General features: G+C 63.7%; 13 protein-coding genes. 8 read left to right on the top strand and 5 right to left on the bottom strand.

Annotated elements, in window-relative coordinates:
- The first annotated feature begins 166 nt into the window (after nucleotides 1-166).
- The 5 genes from hslV (at nucleotide 167) to OKW20_RS23225 (ending at nucleotide 5,149) form a co-directional block, all read left to right on the top strand.
- Nucleotides 167-724, top strand: a complete 558-nt coding sequence (gene hslV, locus OKW20_RS23245; RefSeq protein ID WP_051659613.1) for an ATP-dependent protease subunit HslV — start codon at nucleotides 167-169, stop codon at nucleotides 722-724.
- Nucleotides 714-1,238: a GNAT family N-acetyltransferase gene (locus OKW20_RS23240; RefSeq protein ID WP_429175895.1), complete on the top strand. Its 525-nt coding sequence runs from the start codon at nucleotides 714-716 to the stop codon at nucleotides 1,236-1,238. The genes hslV and OKW20_RS23240 overlap by 11 nt, the downstream gene beginning before the upstream one ends.
- Complete coding sequence (hslU, locus tag OKW20_RS23235) at nucleotides 1,235-2,542, top strand: ATP-dependent protease ATPase subunit HslU (protein ID WP_429119108.1); 1,308 nt, start codon at nucleotides 1,235-1,237, stop codon at nucleotides 2,540-2,542. The genes OKW20_RS23240 and hslU overlap by 4 nt, the downstream gene beginning before the upstream one ends.
- Before the next feature lie 194 nt (nucleotides 2,543-2,736).
- Nucleotides 2,737-3,681 (top strand): DUF1402 family protein, encoded by a 945-nt coding sequence (locus tag OKW20_RS23230; RefSeq protein WP_402326045.1) that lies wholly within the window; start codon nucleotides 2,737-2,739, stop codon nucleotides 3,679-3,681.
- 73 nt (nucleotides 3,682-3,754) lie between these two features.
- Entirely contained in the window at nucleotides 3,755-5,149 is a 1,395-nt protein-coding gene (locus OKW20_RS23225; RefSeq protein WP_429175888.1) for a cytochrome P450, read from the top strand.
- Here the strand turns inward: OKW20_RS23225 and OKW20_RS23220 are convergent.
- A complete protein-coding gene (locus OKW20_RS23220; RefSeq protein ID WP_429175881.1) occupies nucleotides 5,103-5,732 on the bottom strand; it encodes a hypothetical protein in 630 nt (209 codons plus the stop codon). The genes OKW20_RS23225 and OKW20_RS23220 overlap by 47 nt on opposite strands.
- Before the next feature lie 150 nt (nucleotides 5,733-5,882).
- Between OKW20_RS23220 and OKW20_RS23215 the strand changes: the two genes are divergently transcribed.
- Both OKW20_RS23215 and OKW20_RS23210 read left to right on the top strand, forming a co-directional pair.
- A complete protein-coding gene (locus tag OKW20_RS23215) occupies nucleotides 5,883-7,886 on the top strand; it encodes a hydantoinase/oxoprolinase N-terminal domain-containing protein (RefSeq protein WP_429119116.1) in 2,004 nt (667 codons plus the stop codon).
- Nucleotides 7,887-8,091: 205 nt separating this feature from the next.
- Nucleotides 8,092-10,263, top strand: a complete 2,172-nt coding sequence (locus OKW20_RS23210) for a malate synthase G (protein ID WP_429175879.1) — start codon at nucleotides 8,092-8,094, stop codon at nucleotides 10,261-10,263.
- 128 nt (nucleotides 10,264-10,391) lie between these two features.
- Here OKW20_RS23210 and OKW20_RS23205 read toward each other — a convergent pair whose 3' ends face one another.
- The gene (locus OKW20_RS23205) at nucleotides 10,392-11,081 is read right to left on the bottom strand and encodes a L,D-transpeptidase (RefSeq protein ID WP_429175876.1); all 690 of its coding nucleotides are present in this window, start codon (nucleotides 11,079-11,081) and stop codon (nucleotides 10,392-10,394) included.
- Between the two features lie 183 nt (nucleotides 11,082-11,264).
- Here OKW20_RS23205 and OKW20_RS23200 point away from each other — a divergent pair, with 183 nt between their 5' ends.
- Entirely contained in the window at nucleotides 11,265-11,789 is a 525-nt protein-coding gene (locus OKW20_RS23200) for an MmcB family DNA repair protein (RefSeq protein ID WP_043616098.1), read from the top strand.
- 57 nt (nucleotides 11,790-11,846) lie between these two features.
- Here the strand turns inward: OKW20_RS23200 and OKW20_RS23195 are convergent, their stop codons facing one another.
- The 3 genes from OKW20_RS23195 to hrpB all read right to left on the bottom strand — a co-directional run bounded on the left by OKW20_RS23195 (nucleotide 11,847) and on the right by hrpB (nucleotide 16,315).
- Nucleotides 11,847-12,431 carry an ActR/PrrA/RegA family redox response regulator transcription factor gene (locus tag OKW20_RS23195; RefSeq protein ID WP_034802128.1) on the bottom strand — a complete coding sequence of 195 codons (585 nt, stop codon included), beginning with the start codon at nucleotides 12,429-12,431 and terminating at the stop codon, nucleotides 11,847-11,849.
- Nucleotides 12,432-12,513: 82 nt separating this feature from the next.
- Nucleotides 12,514-13,821 carry an ActS/PrrB/RegB family redox-sensitive histidine kinase gene (locus tag OKW20_RS23190; RefSeq protein ID WP_429119123.1) on the bottom strand — a complete coding sequence of 436 codons (1,308 nt, stop codon included), beginning with the start codon at nucleotides 13,819-13,821 and terminating at the stop codon, nucleotides 12,514-12,516.
- Nucleotides 13,822-13,855: 34 nt separating this feature from the next.
- Nucleotides 13,856-16,315 carry an ATP-dependent helicase HrpB gene (gene hrpB / locus OKW20_RS23185; RefSeq protein WP_429175872.1) on the bottom strand — a complete coding sequence of 820 codons (2,460 nt, stop codon included), beginning with the start codon at nucleotides 16,313-16,315 and terminating at the stop codon, nucleotides 13,856-13,858.
- Nucleotides 16,316-16,816: the final 501 nt, after the last annotated feature.

Raw genomic sequence — 16,816 nt, 5'->3', positions numbered from 1 at the left:
TTGAACGGTCGATTCGAATCATCCGGTGGCAGCCGCCGAACGAAGATTGCGCCGGCGGCCTGTTGCCATTTGCAAACCTGTCTGCCGTACTTACATAGGCCTCAAGCAACCAGGCTCGTGTCACGAGCCGCAATGCCCCGCGTATCAGGGGCCCACGGGTAATTTCATGAGCGAACACAATCCCTACGGAACGATGCATGCGACGACCATCATCACGGTACGCAAGGATGGCAAGGTGGTGATGGCTGGCGACGGCCAGGTGAGCCTCGGCCAGACCGTGATGAAGAGCAACGCGCGCAAGGTGCGGCGGCTTGCCAAGGGCGACGTGATTGCCGGTTTTGCCGGCGCCACCGCCGATGCCTTCACGTTGCTGGAACGGCTCGAAGCCAAGCTCGAGCAGTATCCCGACCAGCTGATGCGCGCTGCCGTCGAACTCGCCAAGGACTGGCGCACCAACAAGTATCTGCGCAATCTCGAAGCGATGATGCTGGTCGCCGACAAGTCGATCACGCTGGCGATCACCGGCAATGGCGACGTTCTCGAACCCGAGCACGGCACGATCGCCATCGGATCGGGCGGCAACTACGCCTTTGCCGCGGCCCGCGCCCTGATGGACAGCGACAAGTCGGCCGAAGACATCGCCCGCCGGGCGCTGCAGATCGCCGGCGACATCTGCGTCTACACCAACCACAATATCGTCGTGGAGACACTGGATGCCCAATGAGCCCGCGCATGTCAGTTTCGTGCCGGTGGTCAATGACGATCTGCCGATGCTGCATGCCTGGCTGAGTGAACCGCATGTGCGGCAATGGTGGGGCGACCCGGACAAGGAAGTGGCGCTGATCCGCGAAGGCTGTGAGACGGGCGAAGTGGAAGGCTTCATCTTCCACGTGGCCGGCGTGCCGGCGGGCTACATCCAGTCCTGGGTGCCGGCCCAATACCCGGACGACGAGCCCTGGGCGAAGGACATGCCGGCCGATGTGCCCGGCATCGATATCTTCATAGGCCCGGCGGAACTGACGGGCAGGGGCGTCGCCTCGCTCGCGGTCCGGGCCTTTGCCGGGCGGCTCTTTGCCGCCGGCGCCCCCCGCGTCGTGATCGACCCCGACGCCGGCAACCGAAGGGCTGTCAGCGCCTACACCAAGGCCGGCTTCGTGCCTTACGCAGAATGGATTGATACGTCCGGCCGCACCCTCCTGATGGAGCTGACGCGGACCGAGTTTGAGAGGACTACATGAGTACGTTTTCACCCAGGGAAATCGTGTCGGAACTCGACCGTTTCATCATCGGCCAGAACGACGCCAAGCGCGCCGTGGCGATCGCGCTTCGCAACCGCTGGCGCCGCCAGCAGCTCGGCGACGAGCTGCGCGACGAGGTGATGCCGAAGAACATCCTGATGATCGGACCGACCGGTGTCGGCAAGACCGAGATCTCCAGGCGTCTTGCCAAGCTCGCCGGCGCGCCCTTCGTCAAGGTCGAAGCCACCAAGTTCACCGAGGTCGGCTATGTCGGCCGCGACGTCGAGCAGATCATCCGTGATCTCGTCGAAGTCGGCATCGGTCTCGTGCGCGAAAAGCGCCGCGCCGAAGTCAAGGCAAAGGCGCACCAGAATGCCGAGGAGCGTGTGCTCGACGCGTTGGTCGGCGCCACCGCGTCACCGGCAACGCGCGACAGTTTCCGCAAGAAGCTGCGGGCCAACGAACTCGACGACAAGGAAATAGAGATCGACATCGCCGAGACCGGCGCGCCGGGCGGCGGCTTCGAGATCCCGGGCATGCCGGGCGCAAATATCGGCGTGCTCAACCTTTCGGAGATGTTCGGCAAGGCGCTCGGCGGCCGCACCAAGAAGGTCAAGACGACGGTCAAGGCTTCCTATGCCATGCTGATCGACGACGAGTCCGACAAGCTGCTCGACAACGAGCAGATCCAGCGCGAGGCCATGAAGGCCGTCGAAGACGACGGCATCGTCTTCCTCGACGAAATCGACAAGATCGCCTCGCGGGAAGGCGGCATGGGCGCCGGCGTGTCGCGTGAAGGCGTGCAGCGAGACCTGCTGCCGCTCGTCGAAGGCACGACGGTCGCCACCAAGTACGGGCCGGTCAAGACCGACCACATCCTCTTCATCGCGTCCGGCGCCTTCCATGTGGCAAAGCCGTCGGACCTGCTGCCGGAATTGCAGGGCCGCCTGCCGATCCGCGTCGAGCTGCGCGCGCTGACCAAGGAAGACTTCCGCCGTATCCTGACGGAAACCGAGGCGAGCCTCATCCGCCAGTACAAGGCGCTGCTGGACACGGAAGAGGTCAAGCTCGACTTCACGGACGACGCGATCGACGCGCTTGCAGATGTGGCCGTGCAGTTGAACGCCACGGTCGAGAACATCGGCGCCCGCCGGCTGCAGACCGTGATGGAGCGTGTGCTGGACGAGATTTCGTTCAACGCACCCGACCGTGCCGGCCACGAGGTGACGATCGACGCCGAATATGTGCGCAAGCATGTCGGCGACCTCGCCGCCAACACCGACCTGTCGCGCTACATCCTGTGACATTTCGGTCGTAGGGCCATGCAAACGCCCGCAACCCTGAATACGCAGGCCGCCTGTCTCTCGACAGGCGGCCGCATTTTTTCTAACACGGATGCGGTTACCGATCGTGGTCCGGGCATTTTTCCGACATGATCTTGGCGTAGGAGCGCCCCGCCGACCGAGGCAGCCTCCACCAGTCACAGGAAGAAGAGATCGTGCGTTTCACCGCCTGCATGCTCGCTATCGCTACGTTTTGCCTGACCGCAAGCCAGTCATTCGCCGCGACCGACGTTCCGCCGGGCAACCGTAACGTCGAGCAACCGGCGATCCCCGGCGCTTCCGTGCGCCGCACCAAGGCCGGCCGCACGTCCTTCGACGCCAAGTTCGACAAGGTCCGCGATCTCTTGGCGACCGACAAGCAGCTGATCAGCAAGATCAAGTCCGTGTCGCGCGCCTATGGCATCGCGCCGATCCACATGGTCGGCGCCATCGTCGGCGAGCACACCTACAATGTCGACGCCTACGACCGGCTGCAGTCCTATTACGTCAAGGCGGCGGCCTATGCCGGCAACAGCTTCCAGTTCGGCTATGATGGCGAGACGGTCGCCGAATTCGTGGCGCGCCCGCAATTTTCCGAATGCGGCGCCAAGAAGGGCGCCTATGCGCTGTGGAGTTGCCGCGAGCGGGTCTGGGACAACGACTTCCGCGGCAAATCGGTGGGCGGCAAGTCCTACCCGAACAACCGGTTCAGTGCCGTTTTCTTCCAGCCGTTCTTCGCCGGCCAGACCTTTGGCCTCGGTCAGATCAACCCGCTGACCGCGCTGATGCTGACCGATATCGTCGCGAAGACCTCGGGCTACGAGCGCCTGGACGAGAACAACGCCGCCGGCGTCTATGAGGCGATCATGGATCCGGACGTGTCGCTTGCCTATATGGCGGCCTCGATCCGTCACTCGATCGACGCCTACAAGTCGATCGCAGGGGTCGATATTTCGACCAACCCTGGGGTGACGGCGACGCTCTACAATGTCGGCAATCCCGATGGCCGCGCCGCAGCGCTCGCCGCCAAGATCCAGAGTGGTCAGGCGCAATGGCCGGAGGAAAACTATTACGGCTGGCTCGTCAACGACAAGCTGTCGGAGCTCGAAAGCCTGCTGTGATTCACGTGAAGCACTTTCCTTGATTGCGCCGTAAAAACCTGAAATCCTGGGGCAATCGAGAAAGGCAATCACCATGGACATGCGTCCGGAGCCGTTCGAACCGCCGGCTCCCGTTCCCCGTGTCGGCATTCCTTCCTACCTGAAGATCATCAGGACCGTGCTGCGCAATCCGCTCGAACTGTGGGGCGAGCCGTCCTATACGCTGCCCTGGATCGAGACGAAGTTCGTCACCCAGCGCACCCTGATCGTCAACGATCCCGGTCTCATCCGCCATATCCTCGTCGATAATGTCGCCAACTACGAAATGTCGAAGGTGCGGCGGCTCATCCTCAGGCCGATCCTGCGCGACGGTCTGCTGACGGCGGAAGGCGAAGTTTGGAAGCGTTCGCGCAAGGCCATGGCGCCGGTGTTCACGCCGCGCCACGCCAAGGGTTTCGCCGGGCAGATGCTGCACAGTTCGGAAGCGTTCGTCGAGCGCTATGCTGGAGCCAAGAAAGCTCCCTTCACCACCAATGTCGCCAACGACATGACGGAACTCACCTTCGACATCCTGGCCGAAACGCTGTTTTCCGGTGAAGTCGCTGTCGAGAGGGACGGGTTCGTCCAGAGTGTGGAGGAACTGCTGCACCGCATGGGCCGCGTCGATCCGATGGACATTCTGCTGGCGCCCGAATGGGTCCCGCGTCCGACCCGCATCGGCGGCAGGAAAGTGATGAACCGGTTTCGTTCGATCGTCTCGGAGACCATGGCGCTTCGCCGCCGCAAGATGGCGGAGGATCCGAAGGCCACGCCGCAGGATTTCCTGACGCTGCTTTTGGAGATCGAAGGCAGCCAGGGACTTTCGACCGCTGAGATCGAGGACAACATCCTGACCTTCATCGGTGCCGGGCACGAGACCACCGCCCGGGCACTTGCCTGGACGCTCTACTGCGTCGCCAATACGCCCGCCTATCGCGAGATCATGGAAGCCGAGATCGATGCGGCGATGGCCAGCGGCGCCGAACCGGTCGAATGGCTCGGCCTGATGCCGCATGTGCTTGCCGCTTTCGAGGAGGCAATGCGGCTCTATCCACCGGCGCCGTCGATCAACCGCGCGGCGATCGAGGAAGACGCGTGGACCTCGCCGTCAGGCGAGCAGGTGCGCATCCCTAAGGGTATCGCCGTGCTGATCATGCCCTGGACGCTGCATCGCCACGTTCTCTATTGGGAGAAGCCGCGCGCTTTCATGCCAGAGCGTTTCCTCCCGGAAAACCGCGAAAAGCTGCACCGCTACCAGTATCTGCCTTTCGGCGCCGGCCCGCGCGTCTGCATCGGTGCGACCTTCGCGCTGCAGGAGGCGGTGATCGCGCTCGCGGTGATGATGCACCGCTACCGCTTCGATCCGACCGCGGAGACCAATCCCTGGCCGGTGCAGCGGCTCACTACTCAACCGCAGGGCGGGTTGCCGATGAGGGTTTCGGTTCGCTGAAGGTCTTGCCGGGGATCGGTGACTGTACCGAACGCACCGGAGAGTCCGCCGGCTTCGGCTGCTGCAGCATCTTCGACGGTTTCTTGATCGTCTTGATCTGGGCGCAGGTGGCGTCGCCGACATTGTCGCAGGGCTTGTAGACGACGATCTCGCTGCCGGCGCCGTCGTCCCAGACCGCCTGGATCGTCAGCGTCTGCGCCGTTTTGGCGGGTAGCGAGATATAGACATACTCGGCTGTCTCGTCGCCAGGCAGGTTGAAAGGCAGCTGCGGATTGCACTTGGCCAACGGGAAGCGTTGGTCGAGCGCGTCCGAATTGATCGAATAGCGGATTTCCGATAGCCGGCAATGCATCGTCTGCAATGCGGTGAAATAGATCAGTTGCCGGTCGTCATAGTCGCGAAACTGGATCCAGCCGGTCTGCTTGTTGGCATCGAGCATCGCCTTGTAAATTGCGACTTCGGGCAGCTGCGGCTTGTATTCTTCCTCGTCCGTGTCCTGGGCGTGCGCCGTCCCAATCGGAAGCGCAAGGGAGATAGCCGAAAGCAGCCAAGCAAGAGCGAGTGGACGGCGGCGTTGGTGCATGCGCTATGTCTCCGGCCTGCCTTTGTGTCGCTCGACAGATCATCGATGTCTGCGGCACGATGGTTTTCCCTTGAAATATGTCATATCACCGCATCGATCCCCATTGAACCCGGGGCCTCTGCGCCCCGCGCGAATTCCGGACTGCGCGAATTGACCTCCCATTTTCTTCTCGGCATCGACACCGGCGGCACCTACACCGACGCCGCCCTCTTCTCGGAGACGCAAGGGGTGGTCGCCAAGGCCAAGGCGCTGACGACCCGCCACGACCTCACGGTCGGTATTTCCGGTGCGGTCGAAGCGGTGCTCGATCAGGCCAAGGTGCCGGTCTCGGCAATCAGCATGGTCTCGCTGTCGACGACGCTTGCCACCAATGCGCTGGTCGAAGGGCAGGGCGGTCGCGCCGGCCTCGTCATGATCGGTTTCGGTCCCGAGGATCTGAAGCGCGACGGTTTGCAGGAAGCGCTTGGCTCCGACCCGGTGATCTTCCTGCCGGGCGGGCACAATGTGCATGGCGGTGAGACCCCGCTGGACATGAGCGAGCTCGATGCCGTCCTGCCAACGCTTGCTGGTCAGGTCTCCTCCTTCGCTGTTGCCGGCTATTTCGCTGTGCGCAATCCGGATCATGAAAAGCGCGTGCGCGATCGCATTCGCGAGGTCTCGCACTTGCCGGTCACCTGCAGCCACGAACTGTCCTCGAAGCTCGGCGGGCCGCGCCGAGCCCTGACGACGCTGCTCAACGCCCGCCTCGTCTCGATGATCGACCGGCTGATCGGGGCCTGCGAAGGGTTCCTCAAGGCGCGCGGCATCGACGTGCCCATGATGGTGGTGCGCGGTGACGGTGCGCTGATCTCGGCCGAGGAGGCTCGACTGCGCCCGATTGAAACCATTCTTTCCGGCCCGGCGGCGAGCCTCGTCGGCGCAAGGCATCTGACCGGCCTCGACAATGCCGTGGTCTCCGACATCGGCGGCACGACGACCGACGTCGCTGTTCTCGATGGCGGCCGTCCGCGGCTCGACGCCGAAGGGGCCGTCGTCGGCGGCTTTCGCACCATGGTCGAGGCGGTGGCGATGCGGACCTATGGTCTCGGCGGTGATTCGGAAGTGCGCATCAATGATCGCGGCCTCAAGGCGAAGATCGACCTCGGCCCGCGCCGGCTGATGCCGCTCAGCCTTGCCGCAGCGCTCCACGGCGATGCGGTCATCTCCGTTCTTGAAAGACAGATGCGCGCCCAGCACACCGGACGCAATAACGGACGCTTTGCCGTTCGCACCGGCCTACCGGACCATCTTGCAAGCGGCCTGCAGCCACAGGAGCAGGCGCTCTACGAGCGCATCGATAGCGTCCCCGTGTCGCTGGAAACGCTGTTGGTCTCGACGCCGCAAAAGGCGACGCTCGATCGCCTGGTGGCCCGCGGGCTTGTCCATATCTGTGGTCTCACGCCGTCCGACGCCATGCATGTGCTCGGCCGGCAGTCGCAATGGAACCTCGAAGCGGCCGAACTCGGCATTCAGCTTGCCGCCCGCACCCGCGACGGCTCTGGCCAGCCGATTGCTTCTTCTCCGGAGGCGATGGCGCAGATGATCGTCGACCGCCTGACGCGACAATCCTCCGAAGTCATCCTGCAGGCCTGCCTTGGCGAAGATGGCGCCGGTGCGATCGATCCCGCCGTGTCTCAGGCCGTCGATCGTGCGCTGACCCGGACGCCGGGCATCGTGCGGTTCTCGCTCGGTCTTGACCGCCCACTCGTCGGCCTTGGTGCTTCGGCGCCGGTTTATTACCCGGCTATCGCCGATATGCTCGGAACCGAAGCCGCCATTCCCGAGGAGGCCGGCGTCGCCAATGCCGTCGGCGCCGTGGTCGGCCAGGTGAGCGCCACCGTCACTGTTTTCGTGACGATGCCGGAGGAGGGGATCTTCATCGTCAACGGCGCCGGGACCAGCGAACGTTTTCTCGATCAGGAAAAGGCGTTTGATGCCGCACGCCGGCGGGCCGAGACGACGGCACTGGAAACGGCACGCACCAATGGTGCCGATGATCCCGCTGCGTTGCTGCGCGAGGAAATCGATGCGCCGGAGGTCGAGGGCAGCCGTAAGCTTGTCGAGGCCCGGTTCATTGCGTCCGCCAGCGGTCGTCCGCGCATCGCCCACGGCTGATCTTTTCCATTTCGGAAACAATTCTTCGCATCCTTGCAGAATTGACAGGGAATGAATTGATGAGAAACTGCGGCCGTTTCACGCGCGTATTGCGCATGGGCTGGTCCGCGACCCGCTTCAGGCGCAAGATCAACATGTTGGGGCGTTTTCATCGCATCCGGTCGGATCGGTGGCGCTCCTTACGTCTATTTCAAGGAGTTGGCAGATGGACCGCATTGAGACGTATGGATTGAAGATTGATGCGGACCTCCATCGCTTCCTGGTGGAAGAAGCGATGCCGGGAACCGGCGTCGAGGCCGAACATTTCTTCGAGCAGCTTTCCGCCCTCGTGCACGACCTGGCCCCGAAGAACCGGGCTCTGCTCGCCAAGCGCGACGACCTGCAGGCCAAGCTCGACGCCTGGTACAAGCAGAACGGCGCGCCGAGCGACATGGAGACCTATCAGGCCTTCCTGCGCGATATCGGCTACCTGCTGCCCGAGGGTGGCGCGTTCAGCGTTTCGACCGCTGATGTCGATCCGGAAATTGCGACCATCGCCGGCCCGCAGCTCGTCGTTCCCGTCATGAATGCGCGCTATGCGCTCAACGCCGCCAATGCGCGCTGGGGTTCGCTCTATGACGCGCTCTACGGCACGGATGCGATCTCGGACGCCGATGGCGCCGAAAAGGGCCGCGGCTACAATCCGAAGCGCGGCGCCAAGGTCATTGCCTGGGCCCGCGACTTCCTCGACGCCAGCGCGCCGCTGGCAAAGGGCAACTGGGCCGCGGTCACGTCGCTCAAGGTCGCCGACAATGCGCTGACGGTCGGCCTCAAGGACGGTTCGAGCACGACGCTTCGCAACCCTGCCCAGTTCGTCGGCCACAGTGGTTCGGAAGGCGGGCGCTTCGAGATCGTTCTTCGGCACAACAATCTGCATGCGATCGTCGTCCTCGACGCGTCCACGCCGATCGGCAAGGAGGATCCGGCCGGCATCGCCGACGTCATCCTCGAATCGGCGATCACCACGATCATGGACTGCGAGGATTCGGTCGCGGCCGTCGACGCCGAAGACAAGGTCGTCGTCTACCGCAACTGGCTCGGCCTGATGAAGGGCGACCTCGAAGAAGAAGTCGCCAAGGGCGGCAAGACCTTCACCCGCCGCCTCAATCCCGATCGCATCTACACAGCCACCGCCGGCGGCACTTTGTCTCTGCCGGGGCGCTCGCTGATGCTGGTTCGCAATGTCGGCCACCTCATGACGAATCCAGCTATCCTTGATCGGGACGGCAACGAGGTGCCTGAAGGCATCATGGACGCCATGGTCACCGCGCTGATTGCCCTGCACGATGTCGGCGAGGGCGGTCGCCGCATGAACTCCCGTGAGGGGTCCATGTATGTCGTCAAGCCGAAGATGCACGGCCCCGAGGAAGTCGCCTTCGCCAGCGAGATTTTCGGCCGTGTCGAAAAGGCGCTCGGCATGCCCGCCAATACCATGAAGATGGGCATCATGGACGAGGAGCGCCGTACCACGGTCAACCTCAAGGAATGCATCCGCGCTGCCCGCGAGCGCGTCGTCTTCATCAACACCGGCTTCCTCGATCGCACCGGCGACGAAATGCACACCTCGATGGAAGCGGGGCCGATGATCCGCAAGGGCGACATGAAGCAGGCGGCCTGGATCGGCGCCTACGAGAACTGGAACGTCGACATCGGGCTTGAATGCGGCCTGTCCGGTCACGCCCAGATCGGCAAGGGCATGTGGGCGATGCCCGACCTGATGGCAGCGATGCTGGAACAGAAGATCGCCCACCCGAAGGCCGGCGCCAACACCGCCTGGGTTCCGTCGCCGACGGCAGCCACCCTGCATGCCACGCACTACCATCGCGTCAATGTCGCAGAAGTGCAGGCGAGCCTGAAGAGCCGCGCCCGCGCCAAGCTCTCCGATATCCTGTCGGTGCCGGTCGCCGTCCGTCCGAACTGGACGCCGGAGGAAATCCAGCGCGAGCTCGACAACAATGCGCAGGGCATCCTCGGCTACGTCGTTCGCTGGGTCGACCAGGGCGTCGGCTGCTCGAAGGTTCCCGACATCAACGATGTCGGCCTGATGGAAGACCGCGCGACGCTGCGCATTTCCGCCCAGCACATGGCCAACTGGCTGCACCACGGCGTCGTCACCGAGGCCCAGGTCGTCGAGACGATGAAGCGCATGGCGGCCGTCGTCGATGGACAGAATGCCGACGATCCGCTCTATGTCGCCATGGCCGGCAACTTCGACGGTTCGATCGCCTTCCAGGCCGCCGTCGAGCTCGTCCTCAAGGGCCGCGAACAGCCGAACGGCTACACCGAGCCGGTCCTGCACCGTCGCCGCCTGGAGCTGAAGGCGCTGAGCGCCGCCTAAGCAACGTCTGGGAAGGCCGGTCGAACCTGGCTGGCCTGCCGCCCTTGCGTCGATAGACGCAGACACTGAAAAAGAAAAAGGCCGCCGAGATGATCGGCGGCCTTTCGATTTCAGTCGATCAGTCTTGTTTACTGCTGAACGACGACGCGGGCGCTCTTGCCGGGGCGAACGCGCGAATAAAGGTCGATGATGTCCTGGTTGATCAGGCGGATGCAGCCGGACGAAGCGGCAGTCCCGATCGACGACCATTCCGGCGTGCCGTGCAGGCGGAAGAGCGTGTCCTTGCCCTGGTCGTTGAAGAGGTAGAGCGCGCGGGCGCCGAGCGGGTTCTTGAGGCCGGGGCCCATGCCTTCTTCGACATACTTGGCGACTTCAGGCTTGCGCTCCGCCATTTCCTTCGGCGGGTGCCACATCGGCCATTCCTGCTTCCAGGCGATATAGGCTTCGCCTTCCCATGCAAAACCGGCCTTGCCGACGCCGATGCCGTAACGAACGGCCTTGCCGCCGGGCAGCACGTAATAGAGGAAACGATTCGGCGTGTTGACGACGATCGTTCCAGGGCGCTCGCTGGTCGCGTAATCGACGATCTGGCGATGGAAACGGGTATCGACCTTGCTGATCGGAATGGCCGGCAGAGCGTAACCATGATCCTCAACTGCGCCATAATCGCCGTTAAAGATCTGATTCGTAGCAACCTGTACCGTTGCGGGCGCGGGTTCGTTCGCAGCCGTTTCAGGCTTGGACGAGGTCGTCGAGCAGCCGGCAACGGCGAGTGTCGCCGCGAGGCTGCACAAGAGGAAGGCATTGCGGAAGCGCATGGGATTCTCTTAAAAAGAAGCGAAGTAAAAACTGGGTCGCCGCGACCAACAGTGACTACGGTTATTTTCGATTAGTTTGTGCTATGCAAGAGATTGCGCGGCCACATTTTGGCTGAAAAGTGCAAATTCCATGACCCTTGTTTTTTTGCAACAAAATGACCGGCCCAAAGGGACACCGGACGCATGACGATCCTCTCCATCCATGGCGACAACCCCTTGATCGACGGACGCCAGTCGAATCGCGCGATGATGGTGCGTCGCGGCGTGCAGCGGCTGTTCGCCGAGCTGCGCCATTCCGTCCTGCCGGAACTGACCTTGGCGAGCGGGCGGCGTGCCGATCTGATCTCCTTGTCGGTCAAGGGCGAGATCTGGATCGTCGAGATCAAGACATCGATCGAGGACTTTCGCGTCGACCGCAAATGGCCGGACTATCGCCGGCATTGCGACCGGCTGTTCTTCGCCACCCATGCCGGCGTGCCGCTCGATATCTTCCCGGAGGACTGCGGGCTGCTGCTGTCTGATGGTTATGAAGGCCACATCGTTCGCGAGGCGCCCGAACACAAGCTGCCGCCGGCGACGCGCAAGTCGGTGCTGCAGCTTTTTGCCCGTACGGCGGCGCAACGGTTGATGCTCGCGGAATGGGCAGCCGAGCGCAACGGCGAACTCGGTGATTCGATCGGCGACATCCTCTCCGGCGGTCGCGACTGAGCCTGGAAGGAAAACGACCGGAGCAGCGGTTTTGCGTCGGTCGCGGGAGCCGGTTTCTTACTTCGGCGCGCGCTTGGCGAGAATGCGCTGCAGCGTGCGGCGGTGCATGTTGAGCCGGCGTGCCGTTTCCGAGACATTGCGTTCGCACATCTCATAAACGCGCTGAATATGCTCCCAGCGGACGCGATCGGCCGACATCGGGTTTTCCGGCGGCTCGACGCGTTCGCCCTGGCGCTGCACGAGTGCGGCAAAGATGTCGTCGGCGTCGGCAGGCTTGGCGAGATAGTCGACCGCACCGAGCTTCACCGCATTCACGGCAGTGGCGATGTTGCCGTAGCCGGTCAGCATGATCATGCGCGTATCGTCGCGCCGTCCGCGGATCGCCTCGATCACGTCGAGGCCGCTGCCATCGCCGAGCCTGAGGTCGATCACCGCGTATTTCGGCGGGTTGCCCTTGGCCTTGGCGATGCCTTCCGCGACCGATTCGGCGATGTCGACCGAAAAGCCACGGGCTTCCATGGCGCGGGCCAACCGCCTGAGAAAGGGCGCGTCGTCATCGACGAGCAACAGGGTGCGGTCCGGCCCGATCAGTTCGGCGTCCTGTGCGGTGGTGCTGGGCGAAGCTGTCGATTTGTCGGTCATTCTCGCAATCCTTGAGCGAAAACAGAACGCTTTCGCCGAGATTATAGGTTTCTTCTGCTGTCGTTCAATAAACTGCGAAATGTCATTTCGCCAGTTTCGTATCCATCAGGGCGCGCGGCCATTCGACGCTGACCCGGGCGCCAGGCCTGTCCGGCCCGCCGTTCTCGAAGCGCAGGCGCGCGCCCGAGCGTTCGAGCAGCGTCTTGGCGATGAAGAGCCCGAGCCCAAGGCCGCCGGCACTGTCATCCTTCTGCCGGCGCGTCACATAGGGTTCGCCGATCCGCTGCAGGATATCAGGTGCAAAGCCGTCGCCGTCGTCGGCGATCGTGACGCGCACCCGATCCGTCGTGTGCTCGACCGTAACGGTCACCTGCTTCTTGGCATAGTCGACCGCATTTTCGAGTAGGTTGCCGAGACCATAGAGTATGCCGGCGTTGCGGTTGCCGACCGGCTCGGTTGCACGATCGCCCTTTTCGATGAGCTCGATGTGGATGCCGAACTCGCGATGCGGCGCCATCACCTCTTCGATCAGCGACGACAGCGGCAACAGCCGCATGTGCTCCTCGCTCTCGGAGGACAGCGTCGTCAGCCGCTTCAGGATATCGCGGCAGCGTTCGCTCTGGCTGCGCAGCAGATGCACATCCTCGCCGAAGCGCGGATCGTTGCCGAGTTCGCGTTCCATCTCCTTGGCAACCACGCTGATGGTCGCAAGCGGCGTACCGAGCTCATGGGCGGCGGCAGCCGCCAGCCCGTCGAGCTGCGACAGGTGTTTTTCCCGCTGAAGCACCAGTTCGGTCGCCGTCAGCGCCTCCGATAGCTCACTCGCTTCCAGCGACACGCGGTAGGTATAGAAGGCGGCAAAGGCGGTCATCGAGACGATCGCAAACCAGATGCCGGCGGTCAGCACCCGTGGCATCAGGAGAACCGTGCCCGGATACCAGGGCAGGGGGAAGGGCGAGAAGGCGAGCGCGGTGATGGCGATCACCGCAAAACCGGCGAGGATGATGCTGTGCGATTTCGGCTGCGACGCCGAGGAAATGATGACCGGTACGCAGAGCAGCGGTGCGAAGGGATTGGTGAGCCCGCCGGTAATGAACAGCAGCCCGGTGATCTGCGCGAGATCGAGGCCGAGAAGCGCGAAGGCTGCGGGCGGCTGCAGCCGGTGCGTTGGCGGATAGCGCAGCGTCACATAGGTGTTGACAAGCGCCAGGCTGGCGATCAGCACCAGGCAGGAAATCAAGGGCAGCGGAAACTGCAGCCAGAAGGCGGTGATGAGAACGGCGATCGACTGGCCACCGACGGCGAGCCAGCGCAGCCGGACGAGCGTCTGCAGTCGCAGGCTGCGGTTGCTGGTCTGGTCGTTGTTGTGTTCGAGCGCAACAGTGGTCATTCGTGCCTGCATTCCAATTATCGATGCTTTCGTCTCATGTACCACGGGGCTTTGCCCGTGTCGTCGGCGCCGCGTTGGCCGGATCCTCGGGCCAGGGGTGCTTCGGATAGCGCCCGCGCATGTCGGCGCGCACGTCGCGCCAGGAGCCCGCCCAGAATCCGGGCAGGTCGCGCGTCGTCTGGATCGGCCGATGGCCGGGCGAGATCAGTTCGAGCAGCAGCGGCAGCCGCCCGTCGCCGATCGCCGGATGGGTCTTCAGGCCGAAGAGTTCCTGTACCCGGATCGACAGCAGCGGCTCGTCGCCGTCGTAGTGGATCGGGTGCCGCTGCCCGGTCGGCGCTTCGAAATGCGTCGGCGCCAGCCTGCCGAGTTCCCGTTGCCGCTCATGCGGGATGAGGGAGAGCAGACCGTCGGAGAGATTCGATGCCTTGATGTCGGCAATCGCGGTCACGCCGTGCTGGAAAGGCACGAACCAATCGTCGAGACGGTCGAGCAGCGCTTGATCGGAAACATCCGGCCACGGGTCGCCGATCGAACGATTGAGGAAGCCGATGCGGTCGCGCATCTGCATCGCCTCCTTGGAGAAGGGGAGAACGGCAAGCCCGAGCTGGCGCACGCCGTCGGCGAGCGCGCGCGCCGCCGATGAGCCGGTCGGTCGTGCGAGCGGCGCTTCCTCGAAGATGATAGCGCCGAGCCGCGTCACCCGCCGTGCCCGCACCTGTCGGCTGGCCTTGTCGAAAAAGCTCTGATCTTCCCGCGTAATCGCCTCGGGCATATGGTCTTCGACCTCGGCGCGCGTCAGCTCTGCCGCCGCCAGCACCCGCTGGCCACCGGCGCGGCCGGTCAGGTCGGCGATGACCAGCATGGAAGCCGCCGCCAAGCGTTCTGTCTCGGGGATCTCGGCACCCCGCCCGTTTGCCATGACGAACCGGCCGCGGCCACCGCGCTGTAGCGCGATGCGGTCGGGAAAGGCATGCATCAGCAGCGCACCCGGCTGGATCGGTTCGTGCGATTTCGAAGCACCCTTCAACTCGGCCGCCATGCGCCGCGCCAGATTGCGCGAGGCCTCGGCGCGGTCGCCACGTTCCTGCCGGAAGCGGCGCAGCCGATCCTCGAGATCGATGCTGTTGCCGCCGAGGCCCTGTTCGGTGAGCATAACCGCCAGCAGACAGGCCGCTTCCGCCTGGCCCTCTTCGGCGGCAGCAACCGCCATGGCCGCAAGCCGCGGCGGCAGGGCGAGATCGCGGATCTTGCGGCCGGCTGGCGTCAGCGCGCCGGTCTCGTCCAGGGCACCGAGGCTGGCTAGCAGTCTCCTGGCCTCGGCAAGCGTCGTTTCCGGCGGCGGATCGATGAAGGCAAGAGTGGTGGGATCGCTGACACCCCAATGGGCGCAGTCGAGCAGCAGGCCGGAAAGGTCGCTGGCGAGAATCTGCGGTGGCGTGAAGGCAGCGAGCGCAGCGGTCTGGCCGCTGTGCCAGAGGCGGATGGCAATGCCGGGTTCGGTTCGCCCGGCGCGGCCGGCGCGCTGGTCGGCCGACGCACGCGACACGCGCACCGTCTCCAGCCGGGTGATCCCGGTCGCGGCTTCAAAGACCGGAAGGCGCTGCAGGCCGCTGTCGATGACGATGCGCACACCGTCGATGGTGATCGAGGTCTCGGCGATTGAGGTGGCAAGCACGATTTTGCGGGTGCCTGATGGGGCTGGCCGGATCGCCGCATCCTGCTCCTTCTGGGTCAGGTTGCCGTAGAGCGGTACGATCGTCGTATTGTTATCGAAGCGGTTCTGCAATCGCGTGGCGACGCGGGTGATTTCGGCCTGGCCCGGCAAAAAGGCGAGGATCGAGCCGTCTTCCGTGCGATGCGCTTCGGCAATGGCCCGCAGCATCGTCTCCTCGACGCTGTCGCCGCCGCGGTCCTGGTAGCGGATGTCGATCGGAAAGCTGCGCCCCTGGCTCTCGATGACCGGCGCACCGCCGAGCAGGCCCGAGACCCGCTCGACATCGAGCGTTGCCGACATGACGATGATCTTCAGGTCGTCGCGCAGCGCCGCCTGTACGTCGAGCGCCAGCGCCAGCCCGAAATCCGCATCGAGCGAGCGTTCGTGGAATTCGTCGAACAGCACGGCTGCGACGCCCTTGAGTTCCGGGTCGTCGAGGATCATGCGGGCAAACACACCCTCGGTCACAACTTCGATGCGTGTCTTGCCCGAGACGCGGTTGTCGAGACGCATGCGATAGCCGACGGTTTCACCGACTTTCTCTCCGAGCAGCTCGGCCATGCGGCCTGCGGCTGCGCGCGCTGCCAGCCGGCGCGGCTCGAGCAGAATGATCTTTCCGCCCTTTGCCCAGTTCTGATCCAAGAGGAAGAGCGGAACGAGCGTCGTCTTGCCAGCGCCGGGTGGGGCGGAAAGCACCACGGAGGGGCCTGCGGTCAGCGCATGTGCCAGTGCGGGCAGCACCTCGCGAACCGGAAGCGCAGGAAGCTGTGTCGTCACGTCTGGTTCTCCGCCCTATAGAGAGATGATGGCGCTGCCTACGCTCGGCGCATCCGTCGGCTCATGCATCACCATGTTGTCGGTCTGCCCGCCGCATGGATCGTCATGTCGGGCAGGGCGGACAATTCGCAAGTACGGCAATTGTCGGCCCAAGGGCAAGCAGGCGCATCCGTGAGCGCGCTTCGCATGGCGCTTCATTGCTGGGGGCATCTACATCTGACGGCCGAAAGGCCCTTGCTGTCTATATATAGAAGAGGTCGCTCAGAGGGGCGTTTTGACCACACGAAATGGCCGTCAAGTTTTTGACCGTCTGGTCAAAGATTCGCGCTGCAGATTCGCTGGTTTTCCGACGCATTAAATCGACCTAGTTTATCAACAGCTGTAATTATTGTTTATAATCAGTGCTTTGTCGATTTTTGAAGTTTTTTTGAAGGTTGCTGTTGACGTGTTCGGGGATGGGGGTCTATAAGCCCGATCACTGACGAGGGCGGCGGCGCTGCT

Origin of the sequence: Ensifer sp. LBL (assembly GCF_050435225.1) — a bacterium.
In the GTDB taxonomy this organism is placed as follows: Bacteria; Pseudomonadota; Alphaproteobacteria; order Rhizobiales; family Rhizobiaceae; genus Ensifer.
Note: the sequence above shows the minus strand (reverse complement) of the source record. Positions and strands in the feature narration are given on the sequence as shown.

What these genes read in the sequence shown, in the direction of transcription:
- OKW20_RS23220 (WP_429175881.1), bottom strand. Translation starts at nt 5,732, where the DNA reads ATGCACCAACGCCGCCGTCCACTCGCTCTTGCTTGGCTGCTTTCGGCT.
- OKW20_RS23210 (WP_429175879.1), top strand. Translation starts at nt 8,092, where the DNA reads ATGGACCGCATTGAGACGTATGGATTGAAGATTGATGCGGACCTCCAT.
- OKW20_RS23205 (WP_429175876.1), bottom strand. Translation starts at nt 11,081, where the DNA reads ATGCGCTTCCGCAATGCCTTCCTCTTGTGCAGCCTCGCGGCGACACTC.
- OKW20_RS23225 (WP_429175888.1), top strand. Translation starts at nt 3,755, where the DNA reads ATGGACATGCGTCCGGAGCCGTTCGAACCGCCGGCTCCCGTTCCCCGT.
- OKW20_RS23190 (WP_429119123.1), bottom strand. Translation starts at nt 13,821, where the DNA reads ATGACCACTGTTGCGCTCGAACACAACAACGACCAGACCAGCAACCGC.
- OKW20_RS23240 (WP_429175895.1), top strand. Translation starts at nt 714, where the DNA reads ATGCCCAATGAGCCCGCGCATGTCAGTTTCGTGCCGGTGGTCAATGAC.
- hslU (WP_429119108.1), top strand. Translation starts at nt 1,235, where the DNA reads ATGAGTACGTTTTCACCCAGGGAAATCGTGTCGGAACTCGACCGTTTC.
- OKW20_RS23195 (WP_034802128.1), bottom strand. Translation starts at nt 12,431, where the DNA reads ATGACCGACAAATCGACAGCTTCGCCCAGCACCACCGCACAGGACGCC.
- hslV (WP_051659613.1), top strand. Translation starts at nt 167, where the DNA reads ATGAGCGAACACAATCCCTACGGAACGATGCATGCGACGACCATCATC.
- OKW20_RS23200 (WP_043616098.1), top strand. Translation starts at nt 11,265, where the DNA reads ATGACGATCCTCTCCATCCATGGCGACAACCCCTTGATCGACGGACGC.